This is a genomic window from Bacillus mycoides, assembly GCF_000832605.1.
GTDB classification, from domain to species: Bacteria; Bacillota; Bacilli; order Bacillales; family Bacillaceae_G; genus Bacillus_A; species Bacillus_A mycoides.
In genome coordinates this window covers 3827950-3841777 of record NZ_CP009692.1, presented here as the reverse complement: position 1 = coordinate 3841777, position 13828 = coordinate 3827950, and the positions used below count along the sequence as shown (strand labels likewise).

Annotated in this window: 17 protein-coding genes; 10 read left to right on the top strand and 7 right to left on the bottom strand. The window is 34.2% G+C overall.

What is annotated here, in order from left to right; genetic code table 11:
- Window positions 1–7 precede the first annotated feature (7 nt).
- On the bottom strand, window positions 8–1048 hold the full coding sequence (locus tag BG05_RS21485) for a YkvI family membrane protein (protein ID WP_003188763.1): 1041 nt from the start codon (window positions 1046–1048) through the stop codon (window positions 8–10).
- A gap of 235 nt (window positions 1049–1283) precedes the next feature.
- Here BG05_RS21485 and BG05_RS21480 point away from each other — a divergent pair, with 235 nt between their 5' ends.
- The 3 genes from BG05_RS21480 to BG05_RS21470 all read left to right on the top strand — a co-directional run bounded on the left by BG05_RS21480 (window position 1284) and on the right by BG05_RS21470 (window position 3496).
- Window positions 1284–1727: a Dps family protein gene (locus BG05_RS21480; RefSeq protein ID WP_002012416.1), complete on the top strand. Its 444-nt coding sequence runs from the start codon at window positions 1284–1286 to the stop codon at window positions 1725–1727.
- 108 nt (window positions 1728–1835) lie between these two features.
- Window positions 1836–2300 carry a DUF3939 domain-containing protein gene (locus tag BG05_RS21475; RefSeq protein WP_002012417.1) on the top strand — a complete coding sequence of 155 codons (465 nt, stop codon included), beginning with the start codon at window positions 1836–1838 and terminating at the stop codon, window positions 2298–2300.
- A 254-nt stretch (window positions 2301–2554) separates the two neighbouring features.
- On the top strand, window positions 2555–3496 hold the full coding sequence (locus BG05_RS21470; RefSeq protein WP_002031449.1) for an alpha/beta hydrolase: 942 nt from the start codon (window positions 2555–2557) through the stop codon (window positions 3494–3496).
- A 52-nt stretch (window positions 3497–3548) separates the two neighbouring features.
- Here the strand turns inward: BG05_RS21470 and BG05_RS21465 are convergent, their stop codons facing one another.
- Together BG05_RS21465 and BG05_RS21460 are read right to left on the bottom strand one after the other, a co-directional pair.
- Window positions 3549–4550 carry an LLM class flavin-dependent oxidoreductase gene (locus BG05_RS21465; RefSeq protein WP_002012419.1) on the bottom strand — a complete coding sequence of 334 codons (1002 nt, stop codon included), beginning with the start codon at window positions 4548–4550 and terminating at the stop codon, window positions 3549–3551.
- A gap of 104 nt (window positions 4551–4654) precedes the next feature.
- Window positions 4655–4846: a DUF3896 family protein gene (locus tag BG05_RS21460; protein WP_002012420.1), complete on the bottom strand. Its 192-nt coding sequence runs from the start codon at window positions 4844–4846 to the stop codon at window positions 4655–4657.
- A gap of 187 nt (window positions 4847–5033) precedes the next feature.
- Between BG05_RS21460 and BG05_RS21455 the strand changes: the two genes are divergently transcribed.
- Both BG05_RS21455 and BG05_RS21450 read left to right on the top strand, forming a co-directional pair.
- Window positions 5034–6506 (top strand): flavin monoamine oxidase family protein, encoded by a 1473-nt coding sequence (locus BG05_RS21455; RefSeq protein WP_002141392.1) that lies wholly within the window; start codon window positions 5034–5036, stop codon window positions 6504–6506.
- Between the two features lie 75 nt (window positions 6507–6581).
- On the top strand, window positions 6582–7166 hold the full coding sequence (locus tag BG05_RS21450) for a GNAT family N-acetyltransferase (RefSeq protein WP_002126982.1): 585 nt from the start codon (window positions 6582–6584) through the stop codon (window positions 7164–7166).
- Between the two features lie 24 nt (window positions 7167–7190).
- Here the strand turns inward: BG05_RS21450 and BG05_RS21445 are convergent, their stop codons facing one another.
- Window positions 7191–8093, bottom strand: coding sequence for an aldo/keto reductase (locus BG05_RS21445; protein WP_002064972.1), 903 nt, complete (start codon window positions 8091–8093; stop codon window positions 7191–7193).
- 165 nt (window positions 8094–8258) lie between these two features.
- On the opposite strand from BG05_RS21445, the gene BG05_RS21440 reads away from it, so the two are divergent.
- Window positions 8259–9209, top strand: a complete 951-nt coding sequence (locus tag BG05_RS21440; protein ID WP_003188771.1) for a CobW family GTP-binding protein — start codon at window positions 8259–8261, stop codon at window positions 9207–9209.
- 136 nt (window positions 9210–9345) lie between these two features.
- Here BG05_RS21440 and BG05_RS21435 read toward each other — a convergent pair whose 3' ends face one another.
- Together BG05_RS21435 and BG05_RS21430 are read right to left on the bottom strand one after the other, a co-directional pair.
- Entirely contained in the window at window positions 9346–9816 is a 471-nt protein-coding gene (locus BG05_RS21435) for a GNAT family N-acetyltransferase (RefSeq protein WP_003188773.1), read from the bottom strand.
- Window positions 9817–9954: 138 nt separating this feature from the next.
- The gene (locus BG05_RS21430) at window positions 9955–10905 is read right to left on the bottom strand and encodes a metal ABC transporter substrate-binding protein (protein WP_002126988.1); all 951 of its coding nucleotides are present in this window, start codon (window positions 10903–10905) and stop codon (window positions 9955–9957) included.
- Window positions 10906–11102: 197 nt separating this feature from the next.
- On the opposite strand from BG05_RS21430, the gene BG05_RS21425 reads away from it, so the two are divergent.
- Both BG05_RS21425 and BG05_RS21420 read left to right on the top strand, forming a co-directional pair.
- Complete coding sequence (locus BG05_RS21425) at window positions 11103–11327, top strand: hypothetical protein (protein WP_002012427.1); 225 nt, start codon at window positions 11103–11105, stop codon at window positions 11325–11327.
- Between the two features lie 116 nt (window positions 11328–11443).
- Window positions 11444–12103, top strand: coding sequence for an oxidoreductase (locus tag BG05_RS21420; RefSeq protein ID WP_003188777.1), 660 nt, complete (start codon window positions 11444–11446; stop codon window positions 12101–12103).
- A 152-nt stretch (window positions 12104–12255) separates the two neighbouring features.
- Here the strand turns inward: BG05_RS21420 and BG05_RS21415 are convergent, their stop codons facing one another.
- Window positions 12256–12606: a hypothetical protein gene (locus BG05_RS21415; RefSeq protein ID WP_003188779.1), complete on the bottom strand. Its 351-nt coding sequence runs from the start codon at window positions 12604–12606 to the stop codon at window positions 12256–12258.
- 245 nt (window positions 12607–12851) lie between these two features.
- Between BG05_RS21415 and BG05_RS31705 the strand changes: the two genes are divergently transcribed.
- Both BG05_RS31705 and BG05_RS31700 read left to right on the top strand, forming a co-directional pair.
- Complete coding sequence (locus BG05_RS31705) at window positions 12852–13232, top strand: MFS transporter (RefSeq protein WP_003188781.1); 381 nt, start codon at window positions 12852–12854, stop codon at window positions 13230–13232.
- Window positions 13233–13301: 69 nt separating this feature from the next.
- The gene (locus tag BG05_RS31700) at window positions 13302–13574 is read left to right on the top strand and encodes a hypothetical protein (RefSeq protein WP_016126793.1); all 273 of its coding nucleotides are present in this window, start codon (window positions 13302–13304) and stop codon (window positions 13572–13574) included.
- Window positions 13575–13828: the final 254 nt, after the last annotated feature.

The following is a 13828-nucleotide window of genomic DNA, read 5'->3' as shown; positions in this document are numbered from 1 at the left end:
TGTTTTTTTATGTTTTTTGAAGTTGTTTAAAGGCAATAATCGGTAGTAAAATGATGCTCACCCAACCGATAATAGGGTATAGAATATGAAGTAATTCACTATATCCAATGAAACTAAAGCAATAACTAATTAGTAATATGAAGTAAATAATGTTATTACTTTTCCATCCGGTAATGGATTGCATTTGTTTTGTCATCCCGAACACATTACCAACTAAAGTTGTGAACACTTCACCGAAAATAATAAGAACAAAGAAAAAGTGAAAAGTTGCATTAAATCTTCTTATGACTTCAGCCATTGGGATATTGTATTGATAAAATTGGTCGACTGATAAGATAGCTAAATGGCTGCATAATAAAATTAAAGAAAGTCCTGTACCACCTAAAATTCCACCCCACAAAATGGCTTTTCGATCTTTTACTTCACTGGCTAACGGGACGAGAACGCTTTGGGCGAGCGAAAGATTTAAAGCGACATATGTAATAGGGCTAGTAATCCACTTCATATTCCAGCTCTCTGCAGGAATAGTATTACTAATAGGTGTTGTACTATGGAAAAAGGTTGTAATAGCGAGTCCGATAATAAAGATCATCATAATAGGTACGACAAGCGTATTTACTTCAAAAACACCTTGTAATCCCCGGCTCCCAATAATGAGACAGGCGATGACCGTGATGAAAATACCAAGTTGTCTCGGGAGGCGGAGTTGTTCTTCAAATACTGCACCGGCTCCTGATAACATAACGCTCGTTACACCAAATAATACGAGTAATAGTAATGTGTTTACGACATTTCCAAATACATCCCCAAATAAATATTTGTTGAATTCTTGAGCTGAGAATGCCCCTATTTGTGATGAAAGTAACATCATCTTTGTGCCGAGCCAAATAAAAAAAAATCCACTTATACATATGCCAATGGTTCCGTAAAATCCGTTAACTGTAAAAAATTCAACAATTTCGCGCCCAGTAGCAAATCCAGCTCCAACGACCGTTCCGATATAAGTAGCAGCGACTTTCTTTGCTACTTGCCATTGTTGATTGTCCATGTTATCCCTCTTTCTTCTATGATGAGCTTGACTTACTATTATGCATATGTGTGAGCTTGGACAATTAGACATATGAAGTAGTTGAAAGGGTACATGAATTATATGATATTAGGGAAATATTAAGGTTGTTAAAACTTTGTTACATATAAGCTGTTCATTCAAAAGAATAGGGAATGTATGGTAAAATGAAGTTAGGTCATTAAAAGATAGTAACATGATAAGAGGAGTGGATTGTATGAGTACGAAAACGAATGTTGTTGAAGTATTAAACAAGCAGGTAGCAAACTGGAATGTATTATATGTCAAACTGCATAATTATCATTGGTATGTGACAGGACCGCACTTCTTTACATTACATGAGAAATTTGAAGAGTTTTATAATGAAGCAGGAACATACATTGATGAGTTAGCAGAGCGTATTTTAGCGTTAGAAGGAAAACCGTTAGCGACAATGAAAGAGTATTTAGCAACTTCAACTGTAATCGAAGGGACAAGCAAAGAGTCTGCAGAAGAAATGGTGCAAATTTTAGTAAACGATTTTTCTGCACTTATTCAAGAATTAAAAGAAGGTATGGAAGTAGCTGATGAAGCTGATGATGAAACATCGGCTGATATGCTATTAGCAATTCATACGACATTAGAACAACACGTATGGATGTTAAGTGCATTCTTAAAATAAACATAAATGGATTAAAGAAAAACTCTGTTGAAAAATTCTTTCAATAGAGTTTTTTATAATTTTTCAGTTTTCTTTTATGCTATAATATAGTAAAAAGGAGGCGATACAATGTTTCGCTTTTTCAGAACTGGAAAAGAAGATAGGGAAATTACGAAAGATGAATTAGAACAAGCGATGGCGAAGTTTCTAGAAACGAATGCTAATATCGTTTATACAGTTTTAGTAAATGATGATTACACAGTAAATTATGATTTGTTAAAGCCCTATTTACCTGCATTTCCAACAAATTTTTTTCTGATAACGAAGGAAACGCTTGAAGTATTTGAACATACAGAAGAAAATTTAAACCTAGTTAAAGAAATTGATATCGTACAAAAGGCCGTAGATCAATATGTAACAGAAAAAGAAATGTTCCCAATTGTTGAAGATAGCGAAGATCGCCTCATATGCAGAGTGAAGCTAGGACCATATTTAAATCGTATATTAAAAAGAAACTTATATATTTCAGAAAAGCATTATTTAGTTTCAAGTAAACCAGATAAGAAAAAAAAGAATAGTGGGCAGATGTTATGAGAACAACAATAATATTATTGTTGTCTTTTTTTAATTAAAATATTGATTTTTCAGTTTATTTAACTTTATACTACAACTAGTGGATAGGAAGGAGTGGTGTATTATGCGTATACATACATTAACTATTAAATATCATTCTGAGAATCAGGTATTATTAAGTTGAATTGTAGAATTTAACTACTTATACCGTGACCCTAGAATGATAGGAAGACTGGAGAAGCAATTATTATAAAAGGTTACGGGGGAATTCCTATATGGAAAATAATATGACTTATATTAAGTTATTAAATGAAACGTTACATTGTTATGCAAATAAAGGAAGTTTTGAAGCGTATTCTTATATAATGAATAATGCTAAAGATGTAATGGGTAATGAAGCACAAATATATAATTTTAAATATGCATTAGCAAGTGCAGCAGGACTTGAAGAAGAAGCGTTGCATTTAATGAAGAAAGCAATTATAGAAAATGGATTTTGGTACGGAAGTGAGTATTTAATTTCCGATGATGATTTAAAACCACTACATAAATTTGAAGAGTTTCATAGAATGGTTCAATTATGTAAAGAAAGAGAAGAATTAGCAAAGAAATCGGAACAAGCAGACGTGAAATATAAATACAGCAAACAAACTGAAAATCTACTAATAACACTGCATGGGGATCAAGAAAATATACAAATAATAGAACCATATTGGAACTCTGTAATGGAACAAGGTTTTATGCTAGCATTGCCTCAATCTTCCCAAATTCAATTTTCAGATGGATATGTGTGGGATAATATCGAAAGAGGAAGAGATGAGTTAAAAGGACATTACAATAAGATTAAAGTGAATAAAACATTTGGGAATATTATTATTGGTGGCTTTTCTGCTGGGGCAAGAGTAGCGTTACATTCCATGTTACAAGGTGAAATAGAAGTGAACGGTTTTATTTTTGTGGCACCGTGGCTTCCGGAAATGGAAGAATGGGAAGAGATGATTGGAATATTGCATGATAAAAGCATAAAAGGATATATAATATGTGGGGATCAAGATGAAGATTGTTTTGAAGGTACACAGCAATTTGTAACGTTATTAAAGGATAAAAATATAGAACATAAGTATAAAGTTGTGCCTAACTTAAATCATGATTATCCTCATAATTTTGATGAGTTATTAAAAGAAGCTATTGAATATATAGGAAGCAAAAACAATTGATTGGTAGTAAGAAAAGGAGATGCATCATATGTGATGCATCTCCTTTTCGTTATTATAAATTAAAAGCATCTGCCAATAGGCGATAAGAGTTTAATTTATGTTCAAATTGATGAGTAATCGTGACAATCATAAATTCGTCAGTATTATACGCTTTGCTTAAGTTTAATATTTTTTCTTTCACAGAAGACGGATCACCGACAATCATACGTTGACGATTTTCTTTTATGCGGAATAGATCATAAGCACTATACGAATAATTTTGAGCAGTTTCAATAGAAGGAGTACCAGTAGTCCGTTTTCCTTGTTCTAATAGTAAAATCGATAAATCAAGGCTTGATGCAATCTTCTCCGCTTCTTCATTTGTTTCTCCGCAAATAACAAAAATAGATACGATTGATTTTGGTTTATCACCTAAATAGGAAGGTTGGAATTGTTCTTGGTAAGCCTTCATTACTTCAGGGCCACCGTATCCGTTAATGAACTGTGCAAATGCAAAAGAAGCGCCTTGCTTTGCCGCAATCATTGCACTTTCTCCGCTAGAACCGAGCATCCACATTTCAGGAGATGTTGGGATAACTGGAGTAGCCTTTAAGTTTGCATAATGATGGTTTTCTGGTACTTGATCATGTAAGTACATAGCAACATCTGCAATTTGTTCTGGATATTGATCAAGTGAGACCATTTTACCTTCTTGAAGTGCGCGAGTTGCTATCGGCATACCACCAGGCGCTCTCCCGACACCAAGGTCGATGCGGCCCTTATAAAGTGCTTCTAAAACGCGGAAATTCTCGGCAACTTTATATGGACTATAATGTGGCAGCATAACACCACCAGAACCAACTCTAATACGGTCAGTTTTCGCGGCAATATGTGAAATGAGTATTTCTGGACTTGAACCAGCTAAGCTAACTGAATTATGGTGCTCGGATACCCAAAAACGTGTGAATCCGAGTTTCTCAACTTCTTGTGCAAGCGTAACTGTATGCGAAATAGCTTGGGCTGCTGTGCTACCATCTGAAATAGGTGATTGGTCTAATACACTTAATTTGATCATAGAATATACCTCTCAATCTTAATGTACATCCTATTATATATTTACTTACGAAAAATGCGTAATGAAATGCTCAAAAGGAAAAGTGAATAATTTTTTATCCGCTTTTAATGAGAAAACCCTCGTTCATAATGATTCATTTCGACTAAGTTTAATATATATTCGTAGTTATCAATTTCTAAATGTATTTGCTTGCGTTCTTCTTCAGTTAGTTTAACGCTAGTGAGTTTTTTACATAACTGTTGTTTCTTTAATTCTAAATGTTTTTTTGTAGCCTGATAATCGTAAGTACGTTTCATGTGTATCCACCCTTTCCATACAGTTACTATCTGTATGTTTATCATATGAAGCATGTGGAAGGGGGAGAGCTGCACCTTATGTATTTTTAGTGAATTTTCAAATTGTGGTGGTGTTATGTTTAAGTGAATTTATGAATAAAATGCACTAAACCACTAATTTGTATTTCATGAAGTAAGGGGTGGGATTGTGCAGAAAGATATAATGTTTAACAATGAGATGGATGAAACGTTAAAAGTTATAAATAAGGGATTGAAGAAGACGACACGTCCGAAACAAATCATTGTAGTAGGGGCTGGTATGGCTGGATTAGTTTCGGCATCTTTATTAAAAGCAGCAGGGCATGAAGTGAAGGTTTTTGAAGCGAACAACCGTGTAGGTGGCCGCATAGAGACAGTTAGGATGGAAGATACCGGATTATATTTAGATGTTGGAGCGATGAGAATTCCGTATTCGCATACATTAACGATGGCATATATAAGAAAGTTTGGGCTACAGGTGAGCCCTTTTATTAATAGGAATGAGACAGATATTATATACGTAAATGGTCGGAAAACGACATTAAAACAATACGAAAAAGATCCAAGTATTTTAAGATATCCTGTGGAAATGAATGAAGTTGGGAAAACGTCTGAGGAACTATTAATGTTAGCGGTACAGCCCATTATAAATTTTATAAAAAAGAACCCAGAGAAAAATTGGGATATTGTAGTAAAGGATTTTGGGAAATATTCTACAGGTCAATTTTTAAAATATCATCCTTATCAATATAATACGTATTTTTCGCCAGTAACGATTGAGATGATAGGTGTTCTATTAGATTTAGAAGGTTTTTTAGAAAGGTCATTCGTTGAGACGTTACGTTTTTTATATATTATGCAAGAGGAGAGCGGATTTTGCGAAATAATAGGTGGGAATGATAGATTACCAAAGTCTTTTTTACCACAATTAGAAGGAAATATTATATATAATCAAAAATTAATGAAGCTTCATCAACAAGCCAATAGTGTAACAGCCTATTACCGGAACGAGGAAACTTTTGAATATAGTAGTATTACAGGGGATTTAGTTATTGTTACAATTCCTTTTTCAACAATGCGATTTGTAGAAGTAGATCCATTTGATTCGATATCTCATGCGAAGTGGAAAACAATTCGCGAATTGCATTATATGCCAGCTACAAAAATAGGAATTCAATTTAAAAGTCGTTTTTGGGAGGAACAAGGGCAATTAGGTGGGAGAATTATAACAGATCTTCCTATACGTTATGCGTATTATCCAAGCCATGGAATCGGAGAGAAAGGGCCTGCTATGATGTTAGGAAGCTATACATGGTCTTATGATGCGTTGTTATGGGATGGGTTATCAAAGGGGGATCGTATCTATTACACACTACAAAATTTAGCAACAATATTAGGTGGTCAAGTATATGATGAGTTCATGTCTGGAATATCAAAGAGTTGGACATTAGATCCATATGCGCTTGGAGGGTTTGCACTATTTCAAGCTGGCCAAGAATCAGAATTACAGCCAGTCATTGTAAAACCTGAGGGGAGAATATATTTTGCTGGTGATCATACAACGCTGTATCACGGATGGATTCAAGGTGCGATTGAATCTGGAGTTCGTGTAGCGATGGAAGTGAATGATCAAAAAGTTTAAAATTCAGAAATTTCTTTACTGTATAACTTGAGATGGATATTATTATATATAAAAGAATTATAGGGAGTGTTTACAGTGAATCCGTTATTATTCGATTTTCCTTCTGAATTTTATACTGACAGGCTTTTTATTCGAATGCCAAAACCAGGTGATGGTAAAGTTGTATATGACGCAATTCAAGCTTCAATACAAGAATTAAAACCTTGGATGGTCTTTGCACAAAAAGAGCAAACAGAGGAAGAAATAGAAGAGAGTATTAGAAAATCGCATATTCAATTTTTGCAGCGTGAGGATTTGAGATTACTAGTTTTTTCGAACGAAACAGGTGAATTTATTGCATCTGCCGGATTACATCGTATTAATTGGGATATACCTCAATTTGAAATCGGGTATTGGATTGATTCAAGGTTTAGTGGAAAGGGCTATATGGTAGAGGCTGCAAAAGGTATAACAGATTATGCTTTCACTGAATTGAAAGCAAACCGCGTAGAAATTCGTTGTGATTCTCTAAATAAGAAGAGTAGAGCGATACCAGAGAAATTAGGCTTTAAATTAGAGGGTACTTTAGAAAGCGCGAGTGTTGCGGTGGATGGAAATGGATTAAGGGATATGTGTGTATTTGCAATGACGAGAAATACATATGAAAAAGAAGAGCTGTAAAGAAACAGCTCTTCTTTTTGTTTATTATGGTACAGGATGTCCATTAGAGCTTTCGAAAATTGTAAACCATTGTTGGCGGTCTAAGTTAACTTTTGTAGCAAGAGCGGCTGTTTTCACACGATCTAATTTACCAGAGCCAACGATTGGCATCATGTTAGCTGGATGAGCGAGTAACCATGCATACATAACAGTATCGATGCTAGTAACACCTAGTTCAGTAGCAACTTTTTGTAAAGTTTCACGTACACGTATGGCACGTTCTGATTGACCAGTAAAGATTTCACCACCAGCAAGAGGTGACCAAATCATTGGATTAATTCGTTTTTCTTGGCATAAATCAATCGTACCTTTTTCAAAATGCTCAAGCTGCATCGCAGATACTTCAATTTGATTTGTAATGAGCGGGAAATCTAAATACGAACTTAACATATTAAATTGTGAAGGTAAAAAGTTAGATACACCGAAGTGACGAACCTTTCCTTCTTGCTTTAAGCGTGAGAACGCTTCTGCCACTTCATTTGGGTCCGTGAATGGATCAGGACGATGAATGAGCAATACATCAATATAATCTGTATGTAAGTTTTGTAATGAATCCTCCGCGCTTTTTATTATATGTTCAGCACTCGTATTGTAGTGAGCAACATATCGCTCTGGAAATTTAGGGGATGGGGGAGCGATTCCACATTTAGTGATGATTTGCATATTTTCGCGTAAGGAAGGCTTTAGTTGTAACGCTTCTCCAAACAATCCTTCACATGTATATCCGCCATAAATATCAGCGTGATCGAAAGTAGTAATCCCCAAATCCATACAGTCTTCAATAAAAGAAAGTAACTCTTGCTTTGTCATATTCCATTCTGCTAAACGCCAGAACCCTTGAATAATACGAGAAAATTCTAGTGTTTCGGCCATTTGAACTCGTTCCATTATAAGTACCCCCTTGATGAATGATAATATTTTTGAAAAGGCTTTCTTGCTACATATTATTATATAGTTACCCGGTTGTACATACAATAAATATGTTTTGCTACAAAAACGTTTTTCTCTATATGCTATAATGTAGAAACATATAGCTATAAGGAGATGTAAGGAATGATTCCAGTAACAATACTAACTGGTTTTCTTGGATCAGGGAAAACGACATTATTAAATCGAATTTTATCAGAGGATCACGGCAAGAAATTAGCAGTGATTGTAAATGAAATAGGGCAAATTGGTATCGATAATCAATTAATTATGAACGTTGAAGAAGAAATTATGGAAATGACAAACGGTTGTTTATGCTGTACTGTGCGTGAAGATTTACTTGTTGCTTTAAAACAATTACTGGATGTGAAAGCAGAAGGGAAAATGGACTTTGATGGATTAGTAATTGAAACAACAGGTCTTGCAAATCCAGGTCCGATTATTCAAACTTTCTTTTTAGATCCAGTTATTCAATCTGCATACCAAATTAACGGTGTTGTAACAGTTGTAGATAGCTATCATATACATAAACATTTTGAAAAGGGACTAGAAGCAAAAGAACAAATTGCCTTTGCTGATGTTGTGTTAGTAAATAAATTAGATTTAATTGAAGAAAATGAGAAAGAAAGTCTCGTACATGAACTGCAAGGCATTAATCCAACTGCAAAATTAATCGAGACGACTAACTGTGAGGTAGATATACCATCGTTACTACAAATTCAAACGTTTAAAACGAAAGATACGTTACAAATTTACCCTCATAAAGAACATAACCATTTAGAAGGTGTAAAATCGTTTGTACTACGTGAAGAGCGTCCGTTAGATTTACAAAAACTGAATGAGTGGATGTCAGCTGTCGTGCAAGAGCTAGGGGAGTATTTATATCGTTACAAAGGGATATTATCTATTGACGGAGTAGATAAAAGAATTGTTTTCCAAGGTGTACATACATTGTTTGCTGCTTCGTACGATAGAGAGTGGCAAGAGGGCGAAGAGCGGGTAAGCGAAGTAGTGTTCATCGGAAAAGATATTAATAAAGAATGGTTCCAAGAACATTTTGAAGAATGTGTGAAATAAGTCTGCGTAAATCGCAGGCTTATTTTTTATGAGCATATTAATGAGATAATACTAGATTACAAAAATGAAGTAATAAGGGAACGAAACTAAAAATAGAAAACATAACATTGATAAATGCATAATAAAAAGCCTGTTTTCACAGACTTGTATTGTCATCTATAAGTAATTCCATTACAACACCTACAACTGGACCTTCGTCATCAATATCCCCATTTAAACGGAAGCCAAATGACTCATATAGTCCCATTGCGTGTTTGTTGTCAGGATGTAAACTTAAATAAATTATTTTACATTCGAATTTTTGTTGCAAGAATTGAATTAGTAAGCGAAGGAAACGTTTTGCGTATCCTTTTCCTTGAAATTGTTGGTCAATCATAAAACGATCTAACCATACACTTTCATGTTTTTGGGAATACCAACCGTACATTGCGTATCCAACGAGTGTTTCTTTGTCATATAAGCCTACTGACGTTCCGTTTTCTTCATATAATGATTCCGCTAAAGAAAACGCATTGCTTTCAATAAACTGCTGCTGGTCTTTTGCTACGTCTAAAGCAGCAACTGAACGCCAATTATTTGCTGTTACTTCACAAATGTGAAGATTCATAGTTCCAACTCACCTTCTAAATTTGTATAGCTTACAAGCTAATATGGATAATTCTACTTGTTATTTCGATCAAGTCAAGGATAAATACATAAAAAGGCAGCTGAATGACATATTCAGCTGCCTAGAAAATATAGTTGATTAGTTTGTTGCTTCTTTTAAAGTATTTACGTTTTCTTCCATTAATGTGAAGTAATCTTTATTGTTCTTTGCATCATCCTCAGAAATAGTAGCAAGGTGATTTAAGCGTAAAATTTTTGTACCTGTTTCTTTTTGAATAACTGATGCTACTTTTGGAGTAGAGAATGTTTCAAATAAAATATATTGTAGACCGTGCTCTTTTACTGTTTTTGTAATGTCAGCAAGCTGTTTTTGAGATGGTTCATCAGATGCTGAAATTCCAGCGATTGGAATTTGTTTCAAACCGTATCGTTGTTCCCAGTAGCCGTAAGCTGCGTGTGAAACTAATATTTCTTTCGTTTTTGCATTTGCAACAACTGCTTTAAATTGATCATCTAAATCAGTGAATTTTGTTTGTAGTGCTGCAAAGTTTTTTTCGAACTCTTTTTTATGTTCAGGCTGTAATTCTACAAGTGCATTTTTAATTTTTTCTGCTTGTTTCATCGCAAGAGTAGGATCTATCCAAACGTGTGGGTCTTTATCGTGATGATGTTCATCTTCTTTATGACCGTCTCCATGATCGTGCTGCTCTTCTTCAGATGAAGCACGAAGTTCGATATCTTTAGATGCATTTACAATTTTTACGTTTTCTTTTTTTAATGATTTTTCCATTTTTTCGGCAAATGGTTCTAATTCTGCGCCGTTATAAACAAATAAATCGGCTTTCGCCACTTGTACAGTCTGCTTTTGACTTGGTTCAAATGTATGAGAATCCGCACCAGGTGGGTAAATTGTTTCTACATTTACATAATCACCACCGATTTTTTTTGCAAAGTCAGCGAGTGGGAAAATGGTTGTATAAACAGAAAGTTTCCCATCTTTTTTCGCTGCACCTTCTTTGTTGTTAGAACATCCAGCAAAGATGAGTGTGAAAATAAGTATAAATGAAAATAGAGCTAATTTTTTAGGCATATAATTCTCCTCTTTTCTTTTTTACAATTATATTTTCTCCAAATATAAGAAGAAAATATCGTTTTAATACAAAACGGAATAATTACGTTTTAGTTTGCGAACCTAGTATAATACATCTTTATGAAAGTTGCAATAAATAATAATCATTACGATTTGATTTTGTAATAAATCTGTCAAAAAGAAAGGTATTAATTTTTATGATTGGTGCATATGTGACAATGTTACTTTCATATATTGGGAGGGAGCAGAAAAAAGGGGATGAGCGCTTGGGTTACTTCATGGAAGCTATCTTATTAATACTTGCGGTTGTTTTGCCATTATCTTTTGTTTTAATTTTTTTAAGAAGACTAATAAGTAATTTAGGGGATGCTACAACAATTACAAAATTGCCAGCGGAAGAAAAAGAAGAGAAAAAAGAGTAAGTAAAGCACTATGCATACGCATAGTGCTTTACTTATGGTAAAATGGGAGAACGGAAACTCCTGTTAGCGACGATTAGCTATAGGAGAGAATAGTAAATAAAGAGGTATACACATATATGAATAAGCGAACAGCGTTAGTACTTGGCGCAAGTGGGTTAGTTGGACAAGAAATAACGCGACTATTACTTGACTCAGATTACTACGATTCGGTTACTATTTTTGTAAGGGAACCATTACAATTACAGCATGAGAAATTGCAACAGAAACAGGTGGATTTTTCAGTATTAGAGGAATACAAAGAATTTTTTGCAGTAGATGATGTTTTTAGTTGCTTAGGAACAACGATAAAAAAAGCGAAGTCGAAGTCGAATTTTAAAAAAGTAGATTATGAATATACATTACGAGCTGCCTGCTTAGCTGAAAAACAAGGCGTGCAAAATTTTCTTGTTATTTCATCAATGGGAGCAAAACCTAAATCATTTTTCTTTTACTCGCAAGTGAAGGGGAAAATGGAAGAGGAGCTGAAAAAGCTAGTTATTGGTGGCATACATATTTTCAGGCCGTCATTATTAGTTGGAAATCGACAAGAATATCGTTTTGGGGAAAGAATGGCTGAGAAATTATCTCGTATTCTTCCGTTTATATTTAAAGGGGCTTTTAAAAAGTATAAACCAATTTCAGCTAAAGATGTGGCGAAAGGAATGTATATAACAGCGCTACGTGAAGAATCTGGTATTCATATTTATAATTCAAATGAAATTACAACGATAGAATAAATAAAACCGAGAAGAATGACTTTTACTGAAAGACAAAGGAAATAGAGTTTTAGGCTTGGATTAACAGTAAATACACGTTGTTTAACACTTATACTAAAATGAAAGAGGAGTGGGGAATCCACTCCTTTTATCACGACAATTTTATTCCACTTTTATCCCTCATACGTCTCAAATAACCTTTTCAAATACGCCTGATTTCCTTTCGTGATATACTGCTCAGTTTCTATTAAACGCGTTGCTAATTCGGACTTCGTTAGACGCATATACTGTCTGTAAACATTCTTTAAATTCCTGTCAGACTTTAATTGTTCAAACTCGTGAAAAGCATGTTTTTCATTTTGTCGATAGGGAAGGTGCTTTTCGATCTCTTTTTGTTTTTTCTTATAACTCTTACTCTTTTCTTTATAATACGCATAGATTTTTTCATGATTTCTTATAGTATTAAAATGAATCCCTTGGCCTTGTTCATCGAGTTCTTTTGTCTTTTTAGATACATTGTGCAAGGTAACTTCTTTGCCCTCCGCAAGAAGGGCGTCTATTGCTTTTTTACCTAGTTCGAAGGAGGTAATCCTTCGTTTTTCGTAATCACACTCTAAACCATTTTTATGGTTTTTTTTATTTTCATTACTTCCAAATTAAAACCTTTTTCCCCGTAAAATCCCTTCGTTTTTTCTGCCCATTCTAGATAGTTTAGTAATTCATGCTTTTGTTCTGGTTCGGGTATTTTAGTGCTACGGGTAAAGAAGGCTTGGATTCCACAGTAGTTATTGTTAGTTTAATTGCAGGGGTTTTAGGAATTGCAGCTTTTGTCATTCGTCAAAACTTCTTAGAAAAACCAATTTTAAACTTTAAGATCTTCCTAAACCCTAAATATACATTATCTATTTTCGTGCTAATTACAACTATCTTTGCAATGTATTCGGTGATGATTTCTGTACCGTTATTTTTGCAGAACATTCAAGGCATGACAGCATTAAAATCAGGATTAATTATGCTTCCAGGTGCGATGATTATGGGATTATTAGCACCAATTAACGGTAAGTTATTTGATTGTTTTGGAATTCGTCCACTTATCCTAATCGGTTTTCCTTTAATGATTGTGGCATCTGTAATTTTAGGGAATCTATGACTAGAAACCGCTTCGTGGGTTATTTGTTTAACGTATGCTATTCGTTTAATTGGCGTGGGGATGGTTCAAATGTCTCTTCAAACAAATGCACTCAATGCATTAAAGCAAGAAGAAGTATCATATGGTACTGCGATGAACAGTACGTTAGGGCAAACAGTTGGAGCAATAACTTCAAGTCTTATTGTCACGTTGATATCGAATCGTACACAGTTTCATGGTACAGAAATGTTAAAAGAACATAAATCTGAGATGATCGGAATGTCAGCTGATGCGATTCAAAAGCTGAAAAAAACAATTTCAATAGATGCCTTTATTGCTGGGAACAATGACACTTTCTTATAATCAATTGTGGTTGCGGTAATTGGTTTAGGATTGGGATTATGCTTAAAAAGCAAAAAAAGATGGGGGTTTCTAAATAAAATTTGAACTTTAAGATTAGGTTAGATTAGAAATGGATAATTGGTCCTTTGATCTAAAATGTTTTTTTGGGAGAAAATTAATGATATTTTATTATTAGTAAAGTTCTTTCTCTAATATGGTTGTAAAACGTAGATAAAGTATGTTTAATCAATATTTGGAATGAAAACTCTAGATTT